This is a genomic window from Priestia sp. ST2 (assembly GCF_055810735.1).
Window position 1 is genome coordinate 24331 of sequence record NZ_JBVVNT010000005.1, and the last position, 19064, is coordinate 43394.

24 protein-coding genes are annotated in these 19064 nt (G+C 37.8%); 10 read left to right on the forward strand and 14 right to left on the reverse strand.

Features of this window, described 5'->3' with window-relative positions:
* Nucleotides 1–121: 121 nt before the first annotated feature.
* Nucleotides 122–970 (forward strand): alpha/beta fold hydrolase, encoded by an 849-nt coding sequence (locus AC0KUU_RS21530; protein WP_013059602.1) that lies wholly within the window; start codon nucleotides 122–124, stop codon nucleotides 968–970.
* 168 nt (nucleotides 971–1138) lie between these two features.
* Complete coding sequence (locus AC0KUU_RS21535) at nucleotides 1139–2311, forward strand: MalY/PatB family protein (RefSeq protein WP_322552521.1); 1173 nt, start codon at nucleotides 1139–1141, stop codon at nucleotides 2309–2311.
* A gap of 35 nt (nucleotides 2312–2346) precedes the next feature.
* Here the strand turns inward: AC0KUU_RS21535 and AC0KUU_RS21540 are convergent, their stop codons facing one another.
* A complete protein-coding gene (locus tag AC0KUU_RS21540; RefSeq protein ID WP_013059604.1) occupies nucleotides 2347–2871 on the reverse strand; it encodes a superoxide dismutase family protein in 525 nt (174 codons plus the stop codon).
* 103 nt (nucleotides 2872–2974) lie between these two features.
* Nucleotides 2975–3172 carry a hypothetical protein gene (locus AC0KUU_RS21545; protein WP_078082210.1) on the reverse strand — a complete coding sequence of 66 codons (198 nt, stop codon included), beginning with the start codon at nucleotides 3170–3172 and terminating at the stop codon, nucleotides 2975–2977.
* A gap of 85 nt (nucleotides 3173–3257) precedes the next feature.
* Here AC0KUU_RS21545 and kapB point away from each other — a divergent pair, with 85 nt between their 5' ends.
* On the forward strand, nucleotides 3258–3638 hold the full coding sequence (kapB, locus tag AC0KUU_RS21550; protein ID WP_013059606.1) for a kinase-associated lipoprotein KapB: 381 nt from the start codon (nucleotides 3258–3260) through the stop codon (nucleotides 3636–3638).
* Between the two features lie 36 nt (nucleotides 3639–3674).
* Here the strand turns inward: kapB and kapD are convergent, their stop codons facing one another.
* Both kapD and AC0KUU_RS21560 read right to left on the reverse strand, forming a co-directional pair.
* The gene (gene kapD / locus AC0KUU_RS21555) at nucleotides 3675–4289 is read right to left on the reverse strand and encodes a 3'-5' exonuclease KapD (RefSeq protein ID WP_013059607.1); all 615 of its coding nucleotides are present in this window, start codon (nucleotides 4287–4289) and stop codon (nucleotides 3675–3677) included.
* A gap of 348 nt (nucleotides 4290–4637) precedes the next feature.
* Nucleotides 4638–5021, reverse strand: a complete 384-nt coding sequence (locus AC0KUU_RS21560; RefSeq protein WP_013059608.1) for a hotdog fold thioesterase — start codon at nucleotides 5019–5021, stop codon at nucleotides 4638–4640.
* Nucleotides 5022–5127: 106 nt separating this feature from the next.
* Between AC0KUU_RS21560 and AC0KUU_RS21565 the strand changes: the two genes are divergently transcribed.
* The 3 genes from AC0KUU_RS21565 to AC0KUU_RS21575 all read left to right on the forward strand — a co-directional run bounded on the left by AC0KUU_RS21565 (nucleotide 5128) and on the right by AC0KUU_RS21575 (nucleotide 6517).
* A complete protein-coding gene (locus AC0KUU_RS21565; RefSeq protein WP_162215059.1) occupies nucleotides 5128–5496 on the forward strand; it encodes a YuzC family spore coat inner layer protein in 369 nt (122 codons plus the stop codon).
* Between the two features lie 176 nt (nucleotides 5497–5672).
* Nucleotides 5673–6209 carry an HD domain-containing protein gene (locus tag AC0KUU_RS21570; RefSeq protein WP_028409590.1) on the forward strand — a complete coding sequence of 179 codons (537 nt, stop codon included), beginning with the start codon at nucleotides 5673–5675 and terminating at the stop codon, nucleotides 6207–6209.
* 116 nt (nucleotides 6210–6325) lie between these two features.
* Nucleotides 6326–6517: a hypothetical protein gene (locus AC0KUU_RS21575; RefSeq protein WP_013059611.1), complete on the forward strand. Its 192-nt coding sequence runs from the start codon at nucleotides 6326–6328 to the stop codon at nucleotides 6515–6517.
* Between the two features lie 51 nt (nucleotides 6518–6568).
* Here the strand turns inward: AC0KUU_RS21575 and AC0KUU_RS21580 are convergent, their stop codons facing one another.
* Together AC0KUU_RS21580 and AC0KUU_RS21585 are read right to left on the reverse strand one after the other, a co-directional pair.
* A complete protein-coding gene (locus AC0KUU_RS21580; protein WP_162215060.1) occupies nucleotides 6569–7888 on the reverse strand; it encodes a Na+/H+ antiporter family protein in 1320 nt (439 codons plus the stop codon).
* Nucleotides 7889–8155: 267 nt separating this feature from the next.
* Nucleotides 8156–9649 carry a leucyl aminopeptidase gene (locus AC0KUU_RS21585; RefSeq protein WP_043977222.1) on the reverse strand — a complete coding sequence of 498 codons (1494 nt, stop codon included), beginning with the start codon at nucleotides 9647–9649 and terminating at the stop codon, nucleotides 8156–8158.
* A gap of 245 nt (nucleotides 9650–9894) precedes the next feature.
* Here AC0KUU_RS21585 and AC0KUU_RS21590 point away from each other — a divergent pair, with 245 nt between their 5' ends.
* Entirely contained in the window at nucleotides 9895–10371 is a 477-nt protein-coding gene (locus AC0KUU_RS21590) for a divergent PAP2 family protein (RefSeq protein ID WP_013059614.1), read from the forward strand.
* A gap of 42 nt (nucleotides 10372–10413) precedes the next feature.
* Here AC0KUU_RS21590 and AC0KUU_RS21595 read toward each other — a convergent pair whose 3' ends face one another.
* From AC0KUU_RS21595 to AC0KUU_RS21605, 3 genes are all read right to left on the reverse strand, one after another.
* Nucleotides 10414–11061 (reverse strand): 3D domain-containing protein, encoded by a 648-nt coding sequence (locus AC0KUU_RS21595; protein ID WP_322552522.1) that lies wholly within the window; start codon nucleotides 11059–11061, stop codon nucleotides 10414–10416.
* Nucleotides 11062–11142: 81 nt separating this feature from the next.
* Nucleotides 11143–11466 (reverse strand): YuiB family protein, encoded by a 324-nt coding sequence (locus AC0KUU_RS21600; RefSeq protein ID WP_074681648.1) that lies wholly within the window; start codon nucleotides 11464–11466, stop codon nucleotides 11143–11145.
* A gap of 122 nt (nucleotides 11467–11588) precedes the next feature.
* On the reverse strand, nucleotides 11589–12803 hold the full coding sequence (locus AC0KUU_RS21605) for an NAD(P)/FAD-dependent oxidoreductase (protein ID WP_322552523.1): 1215 nt from the start codon (nucleotides 12801–12803) through the stop codon (nucleotides 11589–11591).
* Between the two features lie 493 nt (nucleotides 12804–13296).
* Here AC0KUU_RS21605 and AC0KUU_RS21610 point away from each other — a divergent pair, with 493 nt between their 5' ends.
* A complete protein-coding gene (locus AC0KUU_RS21610) occupies nucleotides 13297–14289 on the forward strand; it encodes an NAD(P)/FAD-dependent oxidoreductase (RefSeq protein ID WP_013085323.1) in 993 nt (330 codons plus the stop codon).
* Between the two features lie 27 nt (nucleotides 14290–14316).
* Here the strand turns inward: AC0KUU_RS21610 and AC0KUU_RS21615 are convergent, their stop codons facing one another.
* The 4 genes from AC0KUU_RS21615 to AC0KUU_RS21630 all read right to left on the reverse strand — a co-directional run bounded on the left by AC0KUU_RS21615 (nucleotide 14317) and on the right by AC0KUU_RS21630 (nucleotide 16820).
* The gene (locus tag AC0KUU_RS21615; protein WP_322552524.1) at nucleotides 14317–14835 is read right to left on the reverse strand and encodes a hypothetical protein; all 519 of its coding nucleotides are present in this window, start codon (nucleotides 14833–14835) and stop codon (nucleotides 14317–14319) included.
* A gap of 149 nt (nucleotides 14836–14984) precedes the next feature.
* Entirely contained in the window at nucleotides 14985–15350 is a 366-nt protein-coding gene (locus AC0KUU_RS21620) for a HesB/IscA family protein (RefSeq protein ID WP_043977231.1), read from the reverse strand.
* A 74-nt stretch (nucleotides 15351–15424) separates the two neighbouring features.
* On the reverse strand, nucleotides 15425–16279 hold the full coding sequence (dapF, locus tag AC0KUU_RS21625; RefSeq protein ID WP_322552525.1) for a diaminopimelate epimerase: 855 nt from the start codon (nucleotides 16277–16279) through the stop codon (nucleotides 15425–15427).
* A 301-nt stretch (nucleotides 16280–16580) separates the two neighbouring features.
* The gene (locus tag AC0KUU_RS21630; protein ID WP_025752683.1) at nucleotides 16581–16820 is read right to left on the reverse strand and encodes a YuzB family protein; all 240 of its coding nucleotides are present in this window, start codon (nucleotides 16818–16820) and stop codon (nucleotides 16581–16583) included.
* A 382-nt stretch (nucleotides 16821–17202) separates the two neighbouring features.
* On the opposite strand from AC0KUU_RS21630, the gene AC0KUU_RS21635 reads away from it, so the two are divergent.
* Nucleotides 17203–18267, forward strand: a complete 1065-nt coding sequence (locus AC0KUU_RS21635; protein WP_097824959.1) for an NAD(P)/FAD-dependent oxidoreductase — start codon at nucleotides 17203–17205, stop codon at nucleotides 18265–18267.
* 43 nt (nucleotides 18268–18310) lie between these two features.
* Here AC0KUU_RS21635 and AC0KUU_RS21640 read toward each other — a convergent pair whose 3' ends face one another.
* Nucleotides 18311–18637 (reverse strand): YuzD family protein, encoded by a 327-nt coding sequence (locus tag AC0KUU_RS21640; protein ID WP_097824853.1) that lies wholly within the window; start codon nucleotides 18635–18637, stop codon nucleotides 18311–18313.
* A gap of 193 nt (nucleotides 18638–18830) precedes the next feature.
* Between AC0KUU_RS21640 and AC0KUU_RS21645 the strand changes: the two genes are divergently transcribed.
* The gene (locus AC0KUU_RS21645) at nucleotides 18831–19061 is read left to right on the forward strand and encodes a NifU family protein (RefSeq protein WP_013059625.1); all 231 of its coding nucleotides are present in this window, start codon (nucleotides 18831–18833) and stop codon (nucleotides 19059–19061) included.
* Nucleotides 19062–19064 lie beyond the last annotated feature (3 nt).

Here is a 19064-nt window from a genome sequence, read left to right on the forward strand (position 1 = left end):
TTTCCATTATATCAAATTTAAACACATCTTTAATGTGAAATCTATACCGTTAATTGAGTTTCATTTTATAGATTGCTGGAAATTAGGACAGACTAGAAAGAAAAAGATGGAGTGAAACAAATTGACTGAATCTAAAATTACTTGCCACCAGCGTACTTTTAATGGAGTCAATGTTTACTACGAATGCCATAACTATCACCCTGATAAACCCGCCATTGTATTTATTCACGGCTTTTTATCATCGAGTTTTAGCTTTCGACGTTTAATTCCTTTATTTGAAGATACGTTTTCTATCATTACGCTGGACCTTCCGCCATTTGGGCGAAGTGAAAAATCGTTAACCTTTCAATACTCGTATAAAAATTTAGCCAGAATTGTCATCGAGTTGATTGAATATTTAAAGTTGAAAGATGTTGTACTATCGGGACACTCAATGGGAGGACAAGTTTGTTTAAACGTAGCAAAGTTAAAGCCTTCTTGCGTATCAAAACTAGTTCTTCTGTGCAGCTCAGCTTATTTAGGCCCCTCACATTATGGATTGGTTATGTCTTCTTATGTTCCCTTCTTTTATCTGTGGGTAAAAACGTGGCTTTCTCGCAAAGGTGTATTAGGCAACTTGCAAAATGTCGTATTTGATCATAAGTTAATCGACGAAGAAATGATTGATGGCTATACTGAACCATTTTTGGATGACCGTACGTTTATGGCTTTAACAAGAATGATTCGCGATCGAGAAGGAGACCTATCCTCAAAGGATTTGCAGCACATAAAAAAACCAAGTTTACTCATTTGGGGAGAAGAAGACCGGGTTGTTCCTTTGCATCTCGGACGTAAGTTAAAAGATGATTTAACAGACTCTACCTTTATCTCTTTAAAGGAAATTGGGCACCTTTTACCAGAAGAGTGTCCTGACATTGTGCAATCTCATATGGTCGATTTCTTGTACGGTGAAAAAGCCCTGTCTCAATAATGACGGGGCGGGTTCGTATATTGCACACGAGGCGCTAACTTTAATAAAAAATTCATTAGTCGTGCTTTAGCAATTTTTTCACTTTCTTTATTGACTTCACAAGTTAACTTCGTTGACAAACGTATTAAAAATAAGCAAACTATTATATTAAAAAAGGGGGTACTTTTATTGTCTACTTATTCTTTTGATCAATTAATTAACCGTACAGGTACGCAGTCCGTAAAGTGGGACAAAACTGATCTTGTTTTTGGAGCAAAAGATGTTCTGCCTTTTTGGGTAGCTGATATGGATTTCCAAGCGCCGCCTAATGTTCTTCAAACCATTAATGAGCGTGTCAAACACGGTATTTTCGGCTACACTTCCCCTACTGAATCTACGGCAAATGCTTTATCATCTTGGATAGAAAAAAAGCACCAGTGGACCATTGATCATGAATGGATTACATACAGTCCAGGAGTTGTATTTGCCTTAAGTATGGCTATTCAAGCATTTACGGAACCCGGAGATTCAATTTTAATTCAGCCTCCAGTCTATACTCCATTTTTTAACATGATAAAGGTAAATGATCGAGAAGTTGTTGAAAATCCGTTAAAACTTGCAGGCGATAAATACGAAATTGATTTTGCAGATTTAGAGCAAAAATTTGCAGAAGGTGTAAAATTAATGATTCTTTGCAGCCCTCATAATCCAGTAGGACGCGTGTGGACAAAAGAAGAACTGAAGAAGCTTGCCGATCTTTGTGAAAAATACAATGTATTAATTGTTTCAGATGAAATCCATTCTGATCTAATTTACCAGCCTTATAAACACATTCCCATTAGCATGGTGAGTGAAGATGCGGCCAATCGAACCATTACGTGTATGGCCCCTAGCAAAACATTTAATATACCGGGACTTCAGGCTTCAGCTGTTATTATTCCAAATGAGAAACTGCGCACACAGTATGTTCAGCAGCAGCAAAAGCAAGGGTTTTCTAATTTAAACACATTCGGAATAATTGGATTAGAGGCGGCTTACAGCGAAGGTGAAGAGTGGCTAGAAGCACTGCTTGTGTATCTGAAGAAAAATGTAGATCTCGTGACGCGTTTTATAAGTGATAACTTGCCTGAACTGCGAGTGGTTCAGCCAGAAGGAACTTATTTACTATGGATTGACTGCAACACGCTGCATTTGTCAGAAGAAGAATTACATGAACGCTTATTAAAAAAAGGTAAAATCGCCGTAGAAAAAGGTGAAAAATACAGCTCCACATATGGAAAAGGCTTTATTCGCTTGAACATTGGCTGTTCACATGAACAACTTCAAGAAGGATTGAATCGCTTAAAAGTAGCTTTAACGTAAAAAACAGCGTTCTTTCTCACGAAAGAACGCTGTTTTTAATGTTTTTTTGAAATAACCCCGCAGGCGATTCTCTTTCCAGAATTACCTGATGGCTCTGTCATTCCGTCATCCCCTTGTTCGGTAATAACAAGAGATGAACCATCCATACGCTTAACAAGCGATGTCTTTCCTTCTTTTAACGTGACTTGAGGAACCATATCTGTTCCTGTATACGTCTGATCGTCTTCTACCACAATATTTTTCATATCGCCTAAATGCGGTCCTTTTGGATTTAACAGTCCGTGTTTCTTTTTATCAGGATCAAGGTGATTGCCCGCACTTTTAAAGTTAGGAGCTTTGCAAATTCCCATTTCATGAATATGTACGCCGTGTTCGCCAGGTGGAAGTCCACTTAAATTGTACGTAAACTCAATTCCATCGGCCTGTTCTTTCAACTTGACTGTACCGATGCTATCTCCATCTGCGTTATAGACTTTGACTTCTTTATTGGATATTTCTTTTTCCATACACCCCGTTAACAAGAAAAAAGGCACGGTTCCAATGAGTAGTAGTTTTTTCATGTTGCCCTCCAATCGCATATGCACTAGCGAAAGTTTTAGATGTCTTTCCATAGATTGTCCAGCAACATAATATTTTAAACGCTTACATTTTATTTGCATTTCATTACAGTGATTTCTTATTATCCTGTTCTTTTAGCTTTGCTTCTAACTCCTTCGTTTTTTCTTCTTCTTTTTTCGAAATCTTAATGATTAAACGCCATACTGCAACTGCTGCTAGTACAAAAATCGCCATAGTAGCAAAAGCAGGAATATATTCTCTTTTATCTTCCGGAAAATAAAGCAAAAACATTAAATACATCATGTACAACATCCTTTCATAGAAACGGTAGAGGGTTTTGATTTATACTGGTGATAACAAACAATTTACTTAAAGGAGATCTGGCAATATGACATTTACAATTGGTCAAACCGTTACGGCACTTTATAAAACTGGGAAATACATCGGTGAAATTACACAAGTTCGAGACCTGCATTATGTTGTGCGGATTCAAGCTGTGTTAAAGCATCCAGAACAAGGTGACTTACATAACCCTGGACAAGTGGACGTACCTTTTTTTCATGAGCGAAAAGCACTTGCATTTCGAGAGCAGGCCAATATTCCTCAAAAAATGGTTCATCTCTATGAAGACAGCGTTCCCGATTATAAAAATTCACTAAAAAAAGCGCTTGAATTAAAGATAGCTGAGCAACAAGCCAAAGATAGCCCTTTTGCTCAAGCAAGTATTGCCTGTTTAGAAGAGTTAAAAAAAGAGTACGGTATTCATTAAGTAAAAAGCCAAATTCACGTAGAAGTGATTTGGCTTTTATAATGCAAATTTATTTAATACTTTTGAAAAATCGATTCGATCTCCTATGGTCGTTGGCTCTGGTTTTTGAAGGTACCGCTTATCTTTTTCTACAAGCTTAAAGATGTTGAGTGTCGTCATCGCATCATCAAGCGCGCAGTGGTGCTTTCCAGTTCCTTCTTTACCGTACTCTTGCACAGCTTTCCAAAGGCCAGTTTGATTTTGATCTCCAAAAAAGCGCTTATACTCCATTGAAAGATCAATTTCTTTACCTGCAAAAGGAAATGGCACCTTATTTTTTTGACAGCACTGCCTTAATACTTTCATATCCATGTTCCCCCATGTAATGATCGTGCTGTGTTTATACATGCCCAGTCGCTGTACAAGCTGCTCTAGCGTAATGCCTTCATTTACTTGATTTTGTTCGATATGGAGAAATGATTTACAGCGCTCAGTTAATTTTGTAAAGTGTGTAGGCTGTACGTAAGAGGAGAAACGATCAATGATTTCTTGATTTTTAACAAACACCAAACCAACTTCAATGATTTCCGGAAAAAAGCCTTTTGGAAAACCCTTATACTCTGGCATTGTAAATTCAAAATCAATGAATAAATACTGAGAGTTCTTATCCAATATTATCACCCCTTTGTAAAATAAACCGCCCTACTATATTAATGCTATTATAGCACGATTGAACAATCGGAAGGTCTATTTTCTGTTCTTATTTTTAATATTATGAATATTCTAGTTGCTGAATAAAAAGAATACTTTACTACTACTATATTCTAGAGCATGTCTCTATGCGCAGGGTAACTGTCACGAATAGACATAATTTCGCTTATTTTTTTACCTATTTTTTCACTTTTTTACGTATCCGCTCTTCCAAATTCTCTTTAAACTCTAACTCAAGTGTGTGAGGTGGCTCCTCCTGGCTCTAAAAGCATACCTCACACCTTCTAGACTAAGTAAGCATTCTTATGTTTAAGCTTTAGGCAGAATAGCAAGCGTACATCTGGATATACAGATTAAATTCTCTTCTTCATCTTGAATTTTCACTTCCCAAACCGCTGTTTTTTTTCCTTTATGTAAAGGAACGCCTATAGCTGTAACGATTCCGTCTTTTTTCCCTTTGATATGATTGGCATTAATTTCTAAACCTACGCAGATTTCTTTTTCGAGATCTACACTTTTAATGGCACCTAGACTAGCCACAGTTTCAGCTAACGCCACCGATGCTCCTCCGTGTAAAAGCCCGAATGGCTGACGCGTTCGTTCATCAACAGGCATCGTCGCCTCCACTCTTTGTTCACTCGCACTAATAATCTCAATTCCTAATGCTTCTAACAGCGTATCTTTTGTTTTCATATCCATACCTCCCTTTGTATCTAGTATACAATAACGGTTTTGCTACAACATATACGAACCCTCTACATATACATAATAAAAATCCGTTTTCTAGGAGGGTTCTTATATGAAATCATTTGCTCCCTTGTCTTACTATTGGCTACCGTACTACATGCCTCACCCTTATACATACAGGGTACCTAACTTACCTGAGGCGGACATCGCGACATTTCAGCAATCTCTTAAAGTTATTCCCTCTACGATGCAAAGCGCTACTATATTTATTCAAAGAGCTAATACTTCGCCAAATTTAATAAAAAAAATAAAAGCTGCTGCTCAAGAATCCAAAATGAGTGAAGTAAAAAGACTCATTCTTTCCACTGGTGTTAAGACAAAAATCGATGTTTTTTATACTCCAGACTATATTAAAATTACGTTTATTCATCCCGATAACCAATTTGACTGCTGTCACGTATCGTTAAATATTAGATGGTAAAATACAAGGAAAAAAGTCTTATTTTCTTCAAAAAAAGATGTACATGTTGTTTCGTTTCGAATATTATAATATATGCCATTTTTGTATGTAAAAACAAATTACACGATAATTGTATTTAGGATACAAATATGATATTGTATTTGGAAATATATTTTTTCTTTAGGAGGGATGACATGATGAGACATGTTACGCTAGTAGAAATTTTCACGCATCCTATCGCTCAAAAATATTTAACTCGATCTGGCGTTGCGCATGCTGTATCCGTCGCCTATCATGCGTTTCGTCTATCCGTACAGCATAATGTAAACCCGGATTTAGCTACAAAAGCAGCGCTACTTCATGATATTGGCCACTACGAGTGGTACACAAATGGTCAGTGGGATTATGAGAAGTATCGTCAAAATGATATTCACGCTATTAAAGGGGCTGAACGTGCACATAAATTACTCATTCGTTTGGGTGAGGAACCTCAGGCGGCAAAAGAAATTGCTTTAGCTATTTTACTACACACAGACTCATATTTGCCTGAAGGAACAATTCAACAACGCCCTCTTCAAAAAGTAGTCAAACTAGCTGACGAAGCTGATGAAGAGCCAGGCGGCAAACACCATTACCGTGAATTGGAATATAATCTGGCTGTAAAGAAAATTAAGGAGCTTGATAAGAAAGTGCTTGAACTTCTACATTCCAACCAATTTAAACAGTTAGGCTGACAGGGTTAACTCCTTTCATAAGAGTTAATCCTTTTTATTATTTCTCCTCATAATTCCCTGCAAATTACTCATACTACTTATTGATTCTCATTTTTGGTTAGTTAGGAGGAAGAAGAATGTCTAAAAACGCTAGAGGTTACGTGCAAGATTCTTGCACATCATTAAATCAGGCAAAAGCAAGCCTTGAACAAGCTCTTCAAACAGTAGAGAAAGATTCAAATCGTGAACGTATTGAACAATCTCTTCAGGCTGTAGAGCAAGCATTAGGAGCTTGTGACAGTACTGCTTCTACTCTTTCTCAAGCATGAAAAAAGCAGCCGGTTTTGATCGGCTGCTTTTTTTCATTATCGGGCCTCTATTTACAAGATAACCGAGGCAATCCACCCAAAAATAATAAGTGGAATGTTATAGTGAAGAAAAGTTGGTACACACGTATCCCAAATATGATCATGCTGACGATCGACTGCTAATCCAGATGTGGGTCCAAGCGTACTGTCTGAAGCTGGTGAACCAGCGTCTCCAAGCGCTCCTGCTGTACCAACAATACAAATCGTTGCCATTGGACTCATACCAAGTTCTAAGCAAAGAGGAACGAAAATCGTCGCGATAATTGGAATAGTAGAGAAAGAAGAACCAATGCCCATTGTCACTAAAAGCCCGATGACAAGCATAAGAAATGCCCCCAGCATTTGATTCCCTCCAATAAGAGCAACAGAATCTTTTACAAGCGCTTCTACATCTCCAGTTTCTTGAAGAACTTTTGCAAAACCAGAGGCTGACAGCATAACGAATCCAATGAAAGCCATCATTCTCATTCCGTTTGTTAATACTGGATCTGCTTCACTCCACTTCAAAGCTCCGCTGAAGTAAAGTACAACAATTCCTGCCAGCGCGCCAAAAATCATAGAATCTACTAAGAGCTGCACAGTTAAAGCTGCTACAATCGCAACCAAAGCTATAATAATGCCTCTTGTTGTATAACCTGTACTCTCTTCTGCACCTTGATCAATATCAATGTCTTCATACCGACGTGGTTTGCGGTATGAAATAAAAACAGCAAACAATAAGCCCGCTATCATTCCTAAAGCTGGCAGAGCCATCGCTGCGGTAATATCTCCTTTATCAATCGTTAGTCCACTTTCTTTAATGTTAGTAAATAAAATGTCGTGATAAATCTTACCGAATCCTGCCGGCAAATACATATAAGGTGTAACCAGTCCAAACGTAATAACGGTTGCGACTAATCGGCGATCGATTTTTAACTGATTAAATACTTTTAATAGAGGTGGAATTAAAAGCGGAATAAATGCAATGTGAACCGGAATAACGTTTTGAGAAAAACATGAAATAATAAGGATGATCAATAAGATCAGTACTTTTGACAGTGACTTCTTTTTCGTTTCTCCTTCTTTCCCTACTATTTTTAACGCTAGTTGAACAACGGCATCAGGCAGCCCTGTCCGCGAAACAGCCATTGCAAATCCTCCAAGCAAAGCATAGCTTAATGCAACAGAAGCACTATTTCCAAGACCATCTGTGTATATACTTACTGTATCTGTGAGGCTGATACCGCCAACAAGTCCTCCAATTAGCGCTCCTACTGCTAAAGAAAAGACAACGTTGATGCGCATTAAGCTCAAAATCAGCATCACGAGCACAGCTATTAATACTGCATTCATTTTGAAACCTCCATTTTTCTTTTTACTTTATCTCATTAAAACATTAGAGAGATAAACAACATATTCATTATATTAAGTATAGAAAAAAAGTCAATCATCTTACTAAATAAACGTTTGTTTAACTTCTCTACACCCTTAACGATATAAGGATTTTTCTAAATAATCTTTTCTTACTAAAAAGAAAAAACATTATGTAAACATATTAAAAAAGAAGCATCATCGATGCTTCTTTTTACGTTTTTTTCTATCACTGCTATACTTTTTTCATTAATTGGCTTCAAATAAACAAACCATTGCAGCTAGTGTTCGCACCATCACGCCTGTTGCACCTGAAGGTCCTAACTCATGAGAAGCAGCGGATGTTGCAGTTCCAGCAATATCCAAGTGAACCCATGGTGTTTGCTCTGCAAACTCACCAATAAAAGTTCCTGCCATAATTGCGTGCCCCTCTCGTCCAGGAGAGTTATTTAAATCTGCTACCTTACTTCCCCGAACACGCTTTTTGTCTCGTTCTGTAATAGGCAGCTCCCAAATCGGTTCGCCTGTCTCAATGCTCGCTTTTTCTATTTGCTGCAATAAAGCAGAATCATTCGTCATTGCCCCCGTTGTATGTGTACCAAGAGCTACAATTACACCACCCGTTAATGTCGCCACGTCTACTAAATAATTTGCTCCGTGGTGTTTGGCATAGGAGATACCATCAGCTAACGCTAAACGCCCTTCAGCGTCTGTATTCAGTACTTCTATTGTCTTTCCATTCATTGCTGTAATTACGTCATCTGGCTTAAAAGCACGCGCGCTAATAACGTTGTCAGTTGATGGAATGACAGCTACTACGTTTTGATGAGGTTTTAATTCTCCAATCGCTTCCATTGCACCAAGAACAGATGCAGCTCCGCCCATATCTGTTTTCATACCTACAATCCCGTCTTTAGATTTAATAGAGTAACCACCTGTGTCAAAGGTAATCCCTTTTCCTACTAACCCAATAACGTCTTCCCATTTTTCTTTTCCTTGATATTTCAGGACAATCATTTTAGGAGGCTCTGCGGAACCTTGATTAACTGCTAACAGTGCGCCCATTCCCAATGTTTCCATCTCTTCTTTTTCTAAAATTTCATATTCAAAACCATATGTATGTGCCATTTCTACTGCATAATTAGCTAAATCTGTAGCCGTTAGCATGTTGCTTGGTAAGTTAACAAGGGTGCGCGCTGAGTTTGTTGCTTTTCCATACGTATATCCAACCAAAGCAGATTGTACCACGTCTTTATAAAAAGAAAACAGTTCAATTTTCTCAAGCTGCTTGTCAGGTTCGTTTGATTTCTTTTTGTAGTTTTCAAACTCGTACATAGCAAGCTGTTGAGCTTCTCCTAATAAAGCTGCAGTTTCTTGCTCTGACCACGCTCCCGTATCAAATGTAGAAAGGGCAACCGATGCGTTTGAAATCTTCGCTTCTTTTAACTTTTTAAATAACAGCCCAAAGCTCTCTTTGAGCCCATTTTTAGTTAGCGCTTGCTTTCGTCCGAGTCCCACAAAATAAAGACGTTTTGCTCCTAATTTTCCTAGTGTATGAATCGTTGATATACGTTTTTCTTGTACACGTATATCCCCTTCTTTAATCAAATGAATGAGCTGTCCACCTAAAGCTTCATCAATTTCTTTTAGAAGGCCTTCAAATTGTTGATTTTGATTAAATAACCCGATTACGAGCGCTTCTGTTTGATGATCAGCACCAAATGTTTCTACATGCGAAAACATAAAATTCCTCCCTTTTACGTATAGAGATTTTATTTTTATTTATCATCTGCTTTGTTTAATCTATTCAGCAAGTGGAATATATATCATATTCACCACTGTTTTCATCTATATACATATGATAGCAGAAATACAATTTTTAATCACAGTTCAAAAACCTTAGTTTCACACATATACTTTCATCTACCGCTTTTTTCATCATACGGGTTTAGCTTTTCAGACATTTTAAGTTGAGGGAGGACGTCTCAATGGATTTATTCTCAAATTTTCCACTTTGGAGTTCATTAATCGCTATTTTCTTTGCTCAATTTATTAAGATTCCCCTTTCTTTTGTAGCTACTAAGAAAATAGACGGCAGCTTATTTTTTAGTACGGGAGGCATGCCAAGCTCCCACTCCGCAGCAGTAACTTCCTTAGCAACTGCCATTGGGCTAGCAGAAGGTCTTAAATCCCCTATTTTTGCTCTCTCCGCTATTTTTGCCATTATTGTCATGTTCGATGCTAAAGGAGTAAGAAGACATGCAGGAGAGCAAGCAACGGTTTTAAATCGTTTGGTTGAAGACTTTCAGCGCGCAGTAAAAGAGGCAAAGCTGTGGACGACCAATGAAGAAGACGAAAAACAAGTGAAGCTAAAAGAGCTACTTGGACATAAGCCTATTGAAGTTTTCTTTGGGGCCTTAACCGGGATAGCAGTTGCTTTTGTAACGTATTATGTATGGCCATAAAACATAAGAAAACACATGAAGAGTTCTTCATGTGTTTCTCGTTTATTTTACCTGCTGGCGAAAAACTTGCATCGACTTTTTTTCATTCAGCATTGTTAACTCTTCTTCAGTTAAGCGGCCGTCCCCTGATTTTACTACATAGACGTTTAATTCTTTTTTACCCCATATGTTGTACACATCGGAAACAGTCTCAAAATATAAATCAAGATGATTGCCTTTAATAGCCCCACCTTTATCTGCTACCACTCCATAGCCATAGCCCGGAATAAACAAGATCGTGCCGATTGGAAATATGGTTAAATCAGCAGCGATGGTTGAATACAAGTCACGTTTTACTTTAACGCCCGAATATGTAATACCATACCCTGGATGATTGGGATTTTTCCCAGTTGATTCGTAACCAGCTGTGTAACCCGTAGCCAATACATTCTTAGTTGGATAACGCGACCAATCAAATGCTTCTTCAATCGTCAGACGCTCTTTGTCATTGCTAGCCGCTTTAGCTCTTAGTGGTTTTAGAAATGATGGCAAGAGCCTTTTATTCATTAGAGGATGCCCTGTACTGTTTATAAAAGGCATATATTTGATGACTGTGGTTATTGGGACGCCGGTAATTGCTTCATATGTTGTAAACAGCGCTCCGACCAGTAGTAGGCACATAATGAATCGCTTTGCTATTTTTCCAATCATTGTGATTTCCACAACTCCTCTCACGAATCTATTTGTTTCCAACATAAAAACAAATTATTCGTTTGCGAGAAGAATTTACATTTAAAACATTTGGTACCCTCTTGTTCGTAAAGATTTAATGGTAATGCCTGAAGCTAGTGCACCTATAAAACCAGCCATTAAAATCACAATGTCAGCTGTGGCTAAAGACAGCACTTTTGTCCCTAGCTGCTGAAAGGAGTGAGCGGGATGTTGAATGTAATCCACCGCTCTTACATCATCAATAATAAAAATAAAAATCACGGGATAAATAATGGCCATAATCCAAGACATGCGAAGCAGCATATTCAATAAGAAACCGATTCCAAAAAACAAAACAAAAAACAACAAGATGGAGATAATTAGTACAGGCACACTCATTTCCATTGCTTTTCGCCTCCGTTACTCTTTATACTCTCAGTTTACTTAAGAGTAATGAAAGCGTCAATCACAGAAAAGTAAGTTAATACCAAAAAAGCAAAAGGCTTAAAGACCTTTTGCTTTTTGTTTTAAAAGAAATTAAATTTTCCTTTTTTCAATACAAGACCTGCTCCGCCTTGAAGGAAAAGCGAGCGATTATCAACAACTTTTTTCATAAAAGATGCGCTTGAACCAAATAGTTTTCGACCGTATACAACGCCAATTGCGTCATCATGCCCTAACGAACATACCGTTCCTTTAATATCTGGTTTGAACTCGCTTAATTCTTTTTGACCTTTCATCAAACGGCTAATATTTTCAGCGCAGGTACCGCCTTGCTGCATAGCAATTTGAGCTGTTGGCGGATAAGGACGTTCTGTTTCAGGGTTAATCATTAGCGAACAATCTCCAATAACAAACACATCTTCATGCCCTGGTGCCAGCAAGCTATTGCTTACTTTTACACGTCCGCGCATGTTCTCAAATCCAGCTTTTTCAATCACATGACTGCCTCGAACACCCGCAGCCCATACAACTGTTGCTGATTTGATTTCTTCTACTTGGTCATCTTTTGATACAATAATTCCTTCTTCTGTACACTCTTTAATGGCTGTTCCGATCTTGAACTCGATTCCTTTTCGTTCTAGTTGTGTTACCGCATATTCTACAAGTTCTGGATCAAAACCTGGCAAAGCCGTAGGCGCTGCTTCTACACAAATAACGCGTACTTTTTCACGAGGAATATCAAACTCTTTGCAAAGCTGAGGGACTCGATTTGCTAATTCTCCCACAAATTCAATGCCGGTAAAGCCAGCACCCCCAACAATAATGGTCAGAAGTTCGTCTCTTTTTTCCACTTCATTGTTGTACGTCGCAAACACATAATCAATATGCTCACGAATTTGACGTGCTGCATTAATGCTCGTAATGGTAAATGCATGTTCTTTTAAACCTTTAATTCCGAAAGTTTCTGCTTCATACCCTAAAGCAACAACTAAATAATCGTACGTTAGCTCACTGTTTTCAAGAAGAATACGCTTTTCATCTAACTTAATATCTACGACCGTGTCTTTGATAAATGTAACCTTATTTGTGTTAATTAAATTTTTAACAGGAACACGAGAGCGATCTTGATGAATTGTACCTGCTGATACTTCATGAAGCCATGTCGTTTCGTAATGGTAATCGTTTTTATTTACCAAAACAATTTCCGCATCACTAGCACCCAGTTTTTTTTGTAAATTAACAATTGTCATAATGCCGCCATACCCGGCACCCAAAATGACGATTTTAGGCTTTTTCATAGGAATGTCATCCACCTTTTTTAGTTATAGTCACAAGTATGTCTTACAAATATAATGATAAGAGCAATTTTATTTGGTTTGCTTTTTTATGTTAGTTTGAGCAAGAACGATCATCGCTATCCATTTATTATTCACATAAGAAAAATAATGTGAATCACTTCACGTTCTTTTTTAAAAAAATACATTTTTTCTTTTTCAAAAAAATGTAAGCGTAAGTCCTAGCTTGATTTACACAAACATCTTATGCTTTTTTAATCGGTTTTTCAACCCTTCACTTTGTATTTACAAGCTTTTTAATTTTCAATTACTTTCCTGTATACCCAGTTTTATATTTGACCAAAACGTGTGGTTATGTTAATGATTACAAATACTGATCTTTAAGTTGAGAAAGTTTCTCAAACATTTCAGCGTGTTTTAATGATATTTTATAATTTACTATGCTATCATAAAGTAGAATATGCATTGGCACAGAACAATCTAGAGGTGATTATAAATGAAAGAAGATAAACAAGTATATGATATTACCATCATCGGAGGCGGCCCTACAGGCTTATTTACAGCATTTTATGGCGGTATGCGTCAAGCGAGCGTAAAAATTATTGAAAGCTTACCACAGCTTGGTGGACAGCTTTCTGCTTTATATCCTGAAAAATATATTTATGATGTAGCTGGTTTTCCAAAAGTACGCGCTCAAGAATTAGTCAATAACCTAAAAGAGCAAATGGATCAATTTAAACCTGCAGTTGCGCTAGAGCAAGCCGTAGAAAAGGTAGAAAAACAAGCGGACGGCGTATTTCGATTAACTACTAATTCTGAAGTTCACTATTCAAAAACAATTATTATTACGGCTGGAAACGGTGCATTTAAGCCCCGTAAAATCGAGCTAGAAAACGCAGAACAGTTCGAGCAAACGAACCTTCATTATTTTGTGGATGATATGAATAAATTCAAAGGCCGCAAAGTATTAGTATGCGGGGGCGGGGATTCTGCTGTAGACTGGTCTCTTATGTTAGAGCCGATCGCAGAAAAAGTAACGTTAACGCATCGCCGAGACAAGTTCCGCGCTCATGAACACAGCGTAGAAAACTTGCATAATTCATCAGTTGATATTAAAACACCGTATGTACCGGTTGAATTTGTTGGAGATGACCGTATTACACAAGTTGTGTTAGAAAACACAAAAGGTGAAGAAAAGACAGTAGTAGACGTAGATGATGTTATTGTAAACTTTGGATTTGTTTCTTCTCTAGGTCCAATTAAAGAATGGGACTTAGATTTAGAGAAAAATGCAATTGTTGTTAACTCAAAGCAAGAAACAAACATTCCTGGCATCTATGCAGCAGGTGATGTCTGCACATATGATGGAAAAGTAAAACTCATCGTGGCAGGATTTGGCGAAGGTCCGACTGCCGTGAATAACGCTAAGGCATACATTGATCCAAAGGCTCGCTTACAGCCTATGCACAGTACGTCAATGTTCTCATAAAAAAAGCAGGCTCTCGCCTGCTTTTTTTCATTGCTGGATTGGTGTAACCATTCGATGAATGATTTCACTCATCATTTCCGCATCACTGCTTATTAAACAGATTTCATAAAAGGAATGGTTTCCTTCTTGACTAGTTACGCTCATTCTGTAGGTCTTCAAACCTTCGAGCTTACTTAAATATTTTACTACCTCTGATTGACCGGCAATACGTTCAATCAGCAGAATATGCTCTCCTTCAACTGCTCCGTAGCTTTCAGCCAGAGATGCGTGAACATTTTCATAATAGCGAATGTAAGGTTCAGAATGGTTAAGAGGCGCAGAGGACGAGTTTTGATGACAGGCTTCACCTGAGGAAAAAGGCAAATGTTGAACAAATAAATGCGATTCACTGAAGTGAATACTTTTTGCATCCTTAGACTCCATTTTCCTACTTTCAAGTTTTAACCAGTTTATAAACCCCTTCCATAGAATAGGCAGGGTGTTTTTTTTGCGAAAACTTCCGTACCCTCCTACTTGTTCCGCTTCGTAACGAGTCGCATCTATCAAATCCGTTCATCTCCTCTTTTTTATTGAGTATAAAAAAGACTGATTATTCAGTCAACAAGTTTGACAGATGATGTAACATACAAAAATTTCTCACTAAAAAAGCTTTCTTCACCAGATGAGGTGAAGAAAGCTTTTTTATAAAAATATACTTAGCACTCTTCAGGAGCACCTGCGTTGCTTGCTGTACGGAAAGAAGAGCCGCAGCCGCATGCTGCAATGGCGTTCGGGTTATCAATTGTAAACCCTCCGCCTAGCATAGATTGCTTGTAATCAATTTTTACATCTTTTAAAATTGGAGCACTTTCGCTATCTACAAGAATCTTAATGCCATGTTGTTCAAACAACATATCGTTTTCATTTACTTCGTGAGCAAAACCCATGCCGTAAGAAAGACCTGAACAGCCTCCTCCATTTACATTAACACGTAAATAAGCATTTTCTTCTTCATGTTCTTTCATCATATCTTTTATTTGAAAGCTTGCAGCTTCTGTAATTGTTAGGATATCTTGACTCATTTTTAAACAGACCTCCTTTTTTGTTTAGTATACGACGAAATGTCTGCGACGACAAATCGTCTGCTTCTTCGTTTCTAATAATAATACGTGCCGTCACAAATCACATTGGCTGGACCTGTCATTAATACATTGCCTTTATTTTGCCAAACAATCGTTAAATCTCCTCCAGCGAGGTGTACGACAGTAGGAACATCTTTTTTCGTCTTCTCATTTAATACAGACGAAACAACAGCAGCACATGCTCCTGTTCCACATGCTTGAGTGATACCCGAACCTCTTTCCCATACACGAAAATTCAGCTCTCTTTCGTTCACTACCTCAACAAATTCAACGTTCACTCCTTCTGGAAAACGCGAATCTTTTTCAACCACAGGCCCTAATGTAGTAAGAGGCGCTTGTTCAATATTATTTACGTAAAAGACAACGTGAGGATTTCCCATTGATACAGCCGTCCCTTTTAACCGTTCTTTTCCAAATTCCATCTCTTCATTAACGACTTGGTCTTGGCTTGCTCCCGTCATTGGAATTTGTTCTCTAGCTAAAATAGGCGCTCCCATATCGATTGTCACTTCTGGAACTTCATTTCCCTGCGGATGCACCGTTGCTTCTACAACTCCAGAAAGCGTTTCGATAAAAAATCTTTCGCTTGTTACTAAATTATGTTCATATGCATATTTAGCTACACATCTTAAACCGTTTCCGCAGTTTTTTGCTTCCGAGCCGTCATTATTAAATACGCGCATTTTCACATCTGCACGTTCAGATGGACAAATAAGAATCATTCCATCCGATCCAATTCCCGTATAAACATTTGAGACTTTTACAGCAAGCGGTGCTAACTCTTGCTCTTCTATATGTTCTTCAAACATATTTACGTAGATATAGTTGTTGCCAAGTGCATGCATTTTTGTAAACTGAAATTCTTTCATATTATCACCCATTATTTTTTTATGTAGCTCTAGTATAAAGTGATTCTCTTTTGTACACAATAATATCATCCCCCGTTTTTTTAGCTCCTTAATCATAAAGATTAAGGGGTTTTTTATTTTGTCCTCATTTGGAGTATTAAAAAACACAAGAAGCATTATGATTGCAAAGAGAATGATTAAAGCGCAGATATTTGCGCAAAAACGCATAAAAAAGCACGGCAAGACAGCCGTGCTTACATCATCTATTCTATTAGCCTCATGTCCCTCTCCTGATAAAAAGAGATACGACAGCGGGGATAGTTTAAAACATTGGATTTTCTTCTAAATGAATGTAAATATTATCCACTAACTGTTCAGGTGTTTCCGCTGTAACAATCTCTCCATTTACCAAGGCAAATAAAGATTGTGAACATTTCCCGCAATAACCTAAACATCCGTATTCAATGATATCTAGATTTGGATCTTTTTCAAGCTTTGCTAAAGCTGCTTGAGAACCACTGGCTAAATTACTAACGCAAAATTCAATAATTGGCTGTATCACGTTTTTCACCTCTCTACTATTAGTTTATCCTATCTTCTTTCATTTTCAACGTCAACTTTGGAAATTCACGTTCATTTTGCGCACGCTTTTTAGCTTCACAGACTTTTTCAAAAAAACGTATAAATAAAGCTTTATTATAGGGATAGCTTGAAATTATGTTGAAACATATTGTGGTTTTTTATTAATTTAGTTATACTTTTATGTATAGAAAACCAAACGAGGTTATATTAAATTATTATTTAAGTAAAATATGTTATCTTATATAGCCTTTCATATCTTTTTGGCAACCATCCTTATTAACGGTAATTTGTACTCTCCTATTCTTAAAAGCAAGAATAATAGAGAGAAAACAAAAATGCATGAAGCTAAAGGGGAAATTCACATGAAGAACCTTGTCATACTGGGCGGCGGATACGGTGGTATGCGCGTTTTGCAGCGCCTTTTTCCGAATCAATTGCCTAACGATGTAGAAGTAACACTTATTGACAAAGCACCTTATCACTCACTAAAAACTGAATTCTATGCACTTGCAGCTGGAACAATTTCTGATCAGCATGTTCGTGTTGCTTTTCCTGAACACCCTCGCTTAAAGATTCACTACGGCTGTGTAAAACGCATAGACCTAAAAGAGAAATGTGTCTATGTGGATGATCAAATGATCGCTTATGATGACCTGATTGTAGGACTCGGATGCGAAGATAAATATCATGGAGTTCCCGGAGCTCTTGAGCATACATACAGCATTCAATCCATTGATGCTTCACGAGCAACTTATCAGACATTAAACAACTTGCCAGCCCACGCTACTGTTTCAATTGTAGGAGCTGGATTAAGCGGAGTAGAACTAGCAAGCGAGCTAAGAGAAAGCCGCCCGGATTTAAAAATCATCTTATTTGACCGCGGTAAATTAATTTTGTCTGCTTTCCCAGAACGTTTAAGTAATTACGTTCAAACTTGGTTTACTTCAAACGGTGTTGAAATCGTAAATAGTGCTAATATTACAAAAGTAGAACCGAACATTCTTTATAATCATGATGAGCCCATTCAAAGCGATGCAATCGTGTGGACAGCAGGTATCCAGCCAAATAAAGTGGTACGCGATTTAGACGTAGAAAAAGACCCTCAAGGACGCGTCGTTTTAACGAAATACCATAACTTGCCTGACGACGAAAATGTCTACATTTTAGGTGATTGTGCAAGCCTACCGCATGCACCAAGCGCTCAGCTGGCAGAAGGTCAAGCTGAACAAATCGTGCAAGTACTTCTTCACCGCTGGAAAGGCGAAGCGCTTCCGGATGAATTGCCAACTATTAAATTAAAAGGCATACTTGGTTCATTAGGCAAAAAGCATGGATTTGGCTTAGTTGCCGAACGTCCAATTACAGGACGCGTAGCTCGATTATTAAAATCAGGTATTCTTTGGATGTATAAACACCATAGTGGATAAAATAAAAGCCGTTAGATGACTGACAATCTAACGGCTTTTTTCATTATGATGCGCAGAAACCATACTTTTCCATTTCCTCAAATACGCGCTTTAATTTCGGGTTGCCTTCCCCAACAATTTCTCCGTTAATGACCACTACAGGATAGAATAAATCTTCTTCAATCACACGCTTGGCAAAAGCTGTTTTTTCCGGATCCGTATGCGGCTCGTTTATATCTACATACGTGATAGCAAACGGCTGATTCGGATATTTACGAGAAATAGCTGCCTCTAGCCAATCATAGGTGTCTTTTGAAGACGGCAGGTTAACGCAGCTTGCACAAACAATTTCAGCTCCATAAATACACACTTCTACCTCAGTTGATTGCATAGCACATCCCCCTTAAATCTTTACATTCAAACTGTACGATTATTCACACTTTTACTTCATTATGAATACTATTTTACACAAAACTGATTCATTGCACATCTTTTTCTTTTAAGGTAACATTACGATGTATACTCCAATAGATTTTTCATGAAAGACCGTTTATAATAAGAGTAGAAGAAAGGAGTCGATAGTTATGTCAGAAATGCACGAGCAAGTTCAAGAAGTATTAGAAAAACTTCGTCCGTTTTTACTTCGCGACGGTGGAGACTGTGAGCTAGTAGACGTAGAGGATGGTATTGTAAAGTTACGTCTTTTAGGCGCTTGCGGAAGCTGCCCAAGTTCAACAATCACGCTAAAAGCTGGTATCGAACGTGCCCTTTTAGAAGAAGTACCTGGTGTAGTTGAAGTAGAACAAGTATTCTAATCT

What these genes read in the sequence shown, in the direction of transcription:
- AC0KUU_RS21540 (WP_013059604.1), bottom strand. Translation starts at nt 2,871, where the DNA reads ATGAAAAAACTACTACTCATTGGAACCGTGCCTTTTTTCTTGTTAACG.
- AC0KUU_RS21545 (WP_078082210.1), bottom strand. Translation starts at nt 3,172, where the DNA reads ATGATGTATTTAATGTTTTTGCTTTATTTTCCGGAAGATAAAAGAGAA.
- kapB (WP_013059606.1), top strand. Translation starts at nt 3,258, where the DNA reads ATGACATTTACAATTGGTCAAACCGTTACGGCACTTTATAAAACTGGG.
- AC0KUU_RS21560 (WP_013059608.1), bottom strand. Translation starts at nt 5,021, where the DNA reads ATGAAAACAAAAGATACGCTGTTAGAAGCATTAGGAATTGAGATTATT.
- AC0KUU_RS21565 (WP_162215059.1), top strand. Translation starts at nt 5,128, where the DNA reads ATGAAATCATTTGCTCCCTTGTCTTACTATTGGCTACCGTACTACATG.
- AC0KUU_RS21570 (WP_028409590.1), top strand. Translation starts at nt 5,673, where the DNA reads ATGAGACATGTTACGCTAGTAGAAATTTTCACGCATCCTATCGCTCAA.
- AC0KUU_RS21575 (WP_013059611.1), top strand. Translation starts at nt 6,326, where the DNA reads ATGTCTAAAAACGCTAGAGGTTACGTGCAAGATTCTTGCACATCATTA.
- AC0KUU_RS21580 (WP_162215060.1), bottom strand. Translation starts at nt 7,888, where the DNA reads ATGAATGCAGTATTAATAGCTGTGCTCGTGATGCTGATTTTGAGCTTA.
- AC0KUU_RS21585 (WP_043977222.1), bottom strand. Translation starts at nt 9,649, where the DNA reads ATGTTTTCGCATGTAGAAACATTTGGTGCTGATCATCAAACAGAAGCG.
- AC0KUU_RS21590 (WP_013059614.1), top strand. Translation starts at nt 9,895, where the DNA reads ATGGATTTATTCTCAAATTTTCCACTTTGGAGTTCATTAATCGCTATT.
- AC0KUU_RS21595 (WP_322552522.1), bottom strand. Translation starts at nt 11,061, where the DNA reads ATGATTGGAAAAATAGCAAAGCGATTCATTATGTGCCTACTACTGGTC.
- AC0KUU_RS21600 (WP_074681648.1), bottom strand. Translation starts at nt 11,466, where the DNA reads ATGGAAATGAGTGTGCCTGTACTAATTATCTCCATCTTGTTGTTTTTT.
- AC0KUU_RS21605 (WP_322552523.1), bottom strand. Translation starts at nt 12,803, where the DNA reads ATGAAAAAGCCTAAAATCGTCATTTTGGGTGCCGGGTATGGCGGCATT.
- AC0KUU_RS21610 (WP_013085323.1), top strand. Translation starts at nt 13,297, where the DNA reads ATGAAAGAAGATAAACAAGTATATGATATTACCATCATCGGAGGCGGC.
- AC0KUU_RS21620 (WP_043977231.1), bottom strand. Translation starts at nt 15,350, where the DNA reads ATGAGTCAAGATATCCTAACAATTACAGAAGCTGCAAGCTTTCAAATA.
- dapF (WP_322552525.1), bottom strand. Translation starts at nt 16,279, where the DNA reads ATGAAAGAATTTCAGTTTACAAAAATGCATGCACTTGGCAACAACTAT.
- AC0KUU_RS21635 (WP_097824959.1), top strand. Translation starts at nt 17,203, where the DNA reads ATGAAGAACCTTGTCATACTGGGCGGCGGATACGGTGGTATGCGCGTT.
- AC0KUU_RS21640 (WP_097824853.1), bottom strand. Translation starts at nt 18,637, where the DNA reads ATGCAATCAACTGAGGTAGAAGTGTGTATTTATGGAGCTGAAATTGTT.
- AC0KUU_RS21645 (WP_013059625.1), top strand. Translation starts at nt 18,831, where the DNA reads ATGTCAGAAATGCACGAGCAAGTTCAAGAAGTATTAGAAAAACTTCGT.